We start from the raw sequence: 5,685 nt of genomic DNA on the forward strand, positions 1-5,685 counted from the left end.
ACGACCGCTACCCCACCTGTACCGCCCTGGCCGACGCCGCCACCCGCGTACTGAGCTCCGCCCGAGGCGAGCGAACGGCTCACGGAAACCCGCGCAACGCAACAACTCTCGCGACCCCGCCCCGTCAAGAGTTCGTCGCCACCCTCCCCGCGGCGCGCGCCGGTCTGCCGGACTCGATCCGGACCGCGCTCGACAGCCCGCATCCCGAAATCCGACAGGGTGCGGTACACGCGCTGGGCACCCTGCTGTCCTCCAGCGACGAAGTTCGCGCCGACACAGCCCGCAAAGCCCTGCGGGACATAGCGATCAGTGACGTCCCGGTCGTGGCCTCCGCCGCCCGCGAAATCCTCGGCGGCGCATCCACCATGGACAGCCCTCGTTTGCCCGCCGCCGGACGGCCGGATGCGGGTTCGCATACGGGCGCCCAGGACGATTCGTCGGCAGCGCCGCCTGGCGAGGCGTCGCCCATGGACCTCGGTCCCGACCCGGGTGGGTTCCCGTCGCGGGGAACGCCCATGCGCGCATCCGGGAAGACCGTGGGGAGCCTGCCTTCGGATCGCCCGGCGCGGAGGGGCATCGGGGCGCAGATTCTCGCCTTCGGTGCGGGTCTACTGGCGATGGCCGCCGGTCTGCTGCAGCTGCTCGGACCGCATCCGACCAACGAGATCCCCGACTTCGCGACCTTCCTCGACAGGTTGTCCGTGATCGCCATCGGCACCGGCGCAACGGTTTTCGTTCCGGCGCTGCGCCGCAGATTCGGACCGGGCTTGGTGGCAGGGGCGGCACTCACCGCCGTGTGGGGGACGGTGGGGCTGGTGGTGCGGCTGCGCTGGCTCCAGAGTCATGGGTTGAGCGTCGACCCGAAATCACACGGGCTGGCCCTGACCGTCACCGGCGCCATCGTGCTCGCGGGCGTGTGCGCGGGGGGCGTACTGCTGCTCGACACCGGCGGCAGGCTCGGATTCGCCGTTCCTCGTAGATCATTCCCGATCGCGACGGTCTCACTCGGTGCCGTGGCGGCGATCTCGGCGTTCCTCGGGATCGCTCATTACGCAGGCTGGCAAGCGTTCATCGGAGAACGCAACTCCCCTTGGTGGGTCATCCCGCCGGTCCTACTCGCCGCCGCGCCGACACTGCTCGCCTTCCTCACGCCGCGACCGGCTTTCACCGCGGTCACCGTCGGCTGGGCGTTGGGTGTCTATGCGCTGGGCGCCGTCGGCGACCCGCTGGGCGAAGTCCCCTACGACACTCCCGCCGGATTGTTCGCCGGTGGGCCCACGAGTTTGCTGTTCCTGTTGATCCCGGGCGCGATAGCCCTCGTGAACCTACTCGACTTCCGCGCCGCGGCTCAGGAGTAGAGGCGGACCTTGTCGGCGGATTCGTTCTGGCTGGCGCATTCCTGGTAGGGGTTGGGGTTGCCTTGGCGTTCGCCACAGACCCAGCGGATGGTGTCGACGGTGACCGCGATGTCGCCGGTGGACTTCTTGCCGCGTTCGTCGGCGTAGGCGGTCACGACGGAGAGGGCGGTGGGGCAGAAGTCGTCGCCGTGGGCGGTGGAGGCTACAACGGCCAAGCCCCAAGGGCCGGTGCCGCATTGGACAGCCTGGTGACCGGCGGCGGGGAAGGGGCCCGCGGCGGAGGGGGCGGCGGCGGCCTTGGGGCTGCTGCTGCCGACGGCCGCGGTGGAGGTGCTGTCATTGCAGGCGGTGAGGGTCAGGGCCGCTGTCAGGGCCACGACGGCCGCTGTCAAAGGCAGGGCCGCGCCTGCGATCTTCGCTGTGGTCCGCACGAAATCCTCCTCGTCGACTGTCGCTCTCTGGGCATTCTGCCCGGTTCGCGATGATCGCGAGGGATGCCACGCATAGGTGGTCGGGTCAGCCCACGTCGCGGCGCAGCCAGGTGACCTCCGCGCCGTCACCGCCGAGGCGGTAGGGCTCGAGGACGTCGTCCCAGGCGGTGCCGAGGGCGCGGTCGATCTCGGCGGCGATCTCGGCGGCGGAGGAGCGCCCATGGGCGCGGGCCTCGGCGACGATGGCGCGCAGCCGGTTCTCGCCGACCACGAGATCGCCGCTGGCGCTGGTGACGCAGTTCCACAGGCCGAGGCCGGGGACGAAGGAGAAGCGTTCGCCGTCGACGCCCTCGCTGGGCTCCTCGGTGACCTCGAAATACAACACGGGCCAGTCCCGCAATGCTCTAGCTAATCTGCTGCCGGTACCAACCGGGCCGTACCAGTCGGTGGTGGCGCGCAATTGCCCGGGATCGGCGGGCTGCGCGGTCCACCGGAGTTTCGCGGGTGCCTTGAGGGTGGAGGTGAGAGCCCATTCGATATGCGGGCACAGCGCGGCCGGCGACGAATGAATATAGACGACTCCAGACGTCGACTCCGCGAACTGACTAGACGCACGCACCACTGACACCTCCGGCTCGACGAGGGACGTCTTCCCCAACGACCCATCTCGATGCTCGGCGTTGCCCGAGTTTACTGGAGTGCCCGATGTTGCGTGTGTTACTTATTGCCCGTGTCGGCTACCGCTCAAACTCCACGATCACGGCGTCACTGAGGGGCGGCCACGCCACCCGGGCCCAGTCCCCGAAATTTTCGTCCGCCAGCGCGAGACACGCCATGCCGACGTCCGGATCGACCCAGAGAAATGTCCCGGACTGCCCGAAGTGCCCGAAAGTCCGCGGCGAGTTCGCGGTACCGGTCCAGTGCGGCACCTTGTGGTCCCGGATTTCAAATCCGAGACCCCAGTCATTGGGGCGCTGCGACCCGTATCCGGGCAGGACGCCATTGCGATCCGGGAATTGCACTGTGCTTGCTTCGGAAACCAATTCCGCACTGACGACCGCCGGATTCAGCAATTCTTCGGCGAACCGCAGGAGATCTGCGACAGAGGAGCGGCCCGCATGCCCGGCCGGACCCGCCAGCACCGAGGAGGTCATGCCCAGCGGCTCGAACACCGCCTCGCGCAGGTACGCGTCGAACGGGATACCGGTCTGCGCGGCAACGAAATCCGCGAGCACCTCGAATCCGGCGCTGGAATAGATGCGCTTGGCCCCCGGCGCGGCCAGCACCTCGGTGGAGTCGAAGGCCAGCCCGGAGGTGTGGGCCAGCAGATGCCGCACCGTCGATCCGGGCGGCCCGGCGGGCTGGTCCAGCTCGATCGCCCCCTCCTCGACCGCCACCAGAACCCCGTACGCCACAAGCGGTTTGGTCACCGAGGCCAGGGGAAAGACCTTCGCGGTGTCCCCCTCGGTGTCGACCACGCCTTTACCGCGCACGACGACGCCCGCCGCCGCGTTCCGGACCGGCCACCGTCGAATCTGCTCCAGCGCTCGCACATGACGAGCCTACGTGTGCTCGATCTTCCCCCGCGCCGCGCTCCGGGGCAGTTACGAATATATTTCCGGCGCTGCGGCTTTCGCGTTCCGGTCCAACAGCGAACGGCGGCGGCCATAGCCGAAGTAGACGATCAGGCCGACGGCCGACCACAGGGTGAAGGCGAGCCAGGTGACGCCGGGCAGGTGGATGAGCAGCCACACGCACATGGCGACGCCGATCACCGGCACCAGCGGCACCAAGGTGCGGAAGGAGCGCGGCAGGTCGGGCTTGGTGCGGCGCAGCACCAGCACACCGATGTTGACCAGCCCGAACGACACCAGGGTGCCGATATTGGTGGCGTTCACCAGCTCTCCGAGCGGCACCAGCGCGGAGAGCACTGCGACCACGCCGCCGACGATGAGCGTGTTGACCGTCGGTACCCGCTGCTTGCCGACCCGCGAGAGCACCGGCGGCATCAGCCCGTCGCGGGACATGGCGACCAGGATGCGGGTCTGCCCGTAGAGCACGGTCAGCACCACCGAGGCGATGGCGATGACCGCGCCGCCCGCGAGGATGGTGGCGGGCCAGCCGCGTCCGGTGACCTGTTCGAGCACGGTGGCCAGCGACGCGCCGGAGCTGCTGACGTCGTCCACGCCGACCGCGCCGACGGCGGTCAGCGCCACCAGCACGTACATCAGCGTCACGATGCCGAGCGAAATGATGATGGCGCGCGGCAGATCTCGCTGCGGGTTCTTGGCCTCCTCACCGGCGGTGGAGGCGGCGTCGAAGCCGATGAAGGAGAAGAACACCATCGACGCGGCCGCGCCGATGCCGGAGACGCCCTCGGGCGCGAAGGGGTGCAGATTCGAGGAATCGAACGCGGTGACCGCGACGGCCACGAAGAAGATCAGCACCGCGATCTTGATCATGGTGGTGACGGTGGTGACGCGCGCGCTCTCCCGGATGCCGCCCAGCAGCACCACGGTCGCCAGCAGCACCACGATGGCCGCGGGCAGATTGAACACGCCGCCCGCGCCGGGCGGCTGCGCCAGCACGTCCGGGATCCGCCAGCCGACGGTCGACCCGAGGAACTCGTTGAGGTAGGCACCCCAGCCGACGGCCACCGCCGCCACCGAGACCCCGTACTCGAGCAGCAGGCACCAGCCGCAGATCCAGGCCACGATCTCGCCCAGCGTCGCATAGGTATACGAGTAGGCCGACCCGGATACCGGGACGGCACTGGCCAGTTCGGCGTACGACAGCGCCGAGAACAGCGCGGCCAGGGCGGCGATCACGAAGGAGACCACGACGGCGGGCCCGGCCAGCGGGGCGGCCTCGCCGAGGACCACGAAGATGCCGGTGCCGAGGGTCGCGCCGACCGACAGCGCGATCAACGGAATCAGGCCCATGCTGCGCCGCAGTGCGGTGTGCTCGCCGTCGGAGGTGAGCTGTTCGACGGGCTTGGTCCGCAGCAATGACGCGGTAATCCGCTGGAGTCCAGGCATGTACGGCCACGCTACCTGGTCAGAGGCGTATTCCGGCCATCGGGGCGTCGTGTCGAGGGCCATTGGAACGGCTTTCAGCTATACGGTGGCGCAGCCCGCTGTGGGGTGCGTCGCAGCCGTCTCGGGGGTGCCGCGCGAGCGATGCCCCCGGCTACCATCGACGCATCATGAGTGAGCAGGTTATCCACGGCGAGGTGGACTCCGGCTTCGGTCCGGTCGCCGACGCGTTCCGCCGCAATTTCACCCGGCACGGCGAGATCGGTGCGGCGGTGGCCGTATTCGACGGGGATCGGCCGGTGGTGGACCTGTGGGCCGGGCATCGTGATCGCCGGCGGCGGGTGCCGTGGGAGCGCGACACCATGGCCCCGGTGTGGTCCTCGACCAAGGGGATGGCCGCGTTCACGATGGCCGCCGCGGTGTCGGCGGAGCTGCTGGACTACGAGGATCCGGTGGCTCTGCACTGGCCGGAGTTCGCCGCGCACGGCAAGGAATCCATCACCGTGCGGCAGTTGCTGGATCATCAGGCGGGCCTGCCCGCGCTGGATCGGCCGTTCCGGCTCACCGATATGGCCGATCTGGACGGCATGGCGGTGGTGCTGGCGGAGCAGAAACCGTTGTGGCGGCCGGGAACTCGGCAGGGCTATCACCCGATCACGGCCGGGTTGTATCAGGGCGAGCTGCTGCGGCGGGTGGATCCGCATCACCGGACGCTGGGACGGATCTTCGCCGAGGACATCGCCGGTCCGCTGGGCGCGGAGTTCTATATCGGTCTGCCGGAAGAGGTATCGATGGATCGGGTGGCCGACCTGTCGGCCACCGAGGGCCTCGATATCCTGCGCTACGAGCGAGATCTGCCGG

At 69.0% G+C, this 5,685-nt stretch carries 6 protein-coding genes; 2 read left to right on the forward strand and 4 right to left on the reverse strand.

Annotated elements, in window-relative coordinates; translation table 11 throughout:
* Positions 1–1,358, forward strand: a 1,358-nt coding sequence (locus ACWELQ_RS36315; RefSeq protein ID WP_452401544.1) for a hypothetical protein, incomplete at its 5' end; no start/stop codon positions are given.
* Here the strand turns inward: ACWELQ_RS36315 and ACWELQ_RS36320 are convergent.
* The 4 genes from ACWELQ_RS36320 to ACWELQ_RS36335 form a co-directional block, all read right to left on the reverse strand.
* Positions 1,349–1,789, reverse strand: a complete 441-nt coding sequence (locus ACWELQ_RS36320; protein WP_452401545.1) for a hypothetical protein — start codon at positions 1,787–1,789, stop codon at positions 1,349–1,351. The genes ACWELQ_RS36315 and ACWELQ_RS36320 overlap by 10 nt on opposite strands.
* 85 nt (positions 1,790–1,874) lie before the next feature.
* The gene (locus ACWELQ_RS36325) at positions 1,875–2,408 is read right to left on the reverse strand and encodes a DUF3145 domain-containing protein (protein ID WP_452401546.1); all 534 of its coding nucleotides are present in this window, start codon (positions 2,406–2,408) and stop codon (positions 1,875–1,877) included.
* A gap of 118 nt (positions 2,409–2,526) precedes the next feature.
* Positions 2,527–3,342 (reverse strand): serine hydrolase domain-containing protein, encoded by an 816-nt coding sequence (locus ACWELQ_RS36330; RefSeq protein WP_452401547.1) that lies wholly within the window; start codon positions 3,340–3,342, stop codon positions 2,527–2,529.
* A gap of 51 nt (positions 3,343–3,393) precedes the next feature.
* Positions 3,394–4,827, reverse strand: a complete 1,434-nt coding sequence (locus tag ACWELQ_RS36335; RefSeq protein ID WP_452401548.1) for an amino acid permease — start codon at positions 4,825–4,827, stop codon at positions 3,394–3,396.
* Positions 4,828–4,994: 167 nt separating this feature from the next.
* Between ACWELQ_RS36335 and ACWELQ_RS36340 the strand changes: the two genes are divergently transcribed.
* Positions 4,995–5,685: serine hydrolase domain-containing protein (locus ACWELQ_RS36340; protein WP_452401549.1), on the forward strand; the 691-nt coding region annotated here is incomplete at its 3' end.

The organism is Nocardia sp. NPDC004722 (genome assembly GCF_053601505.1).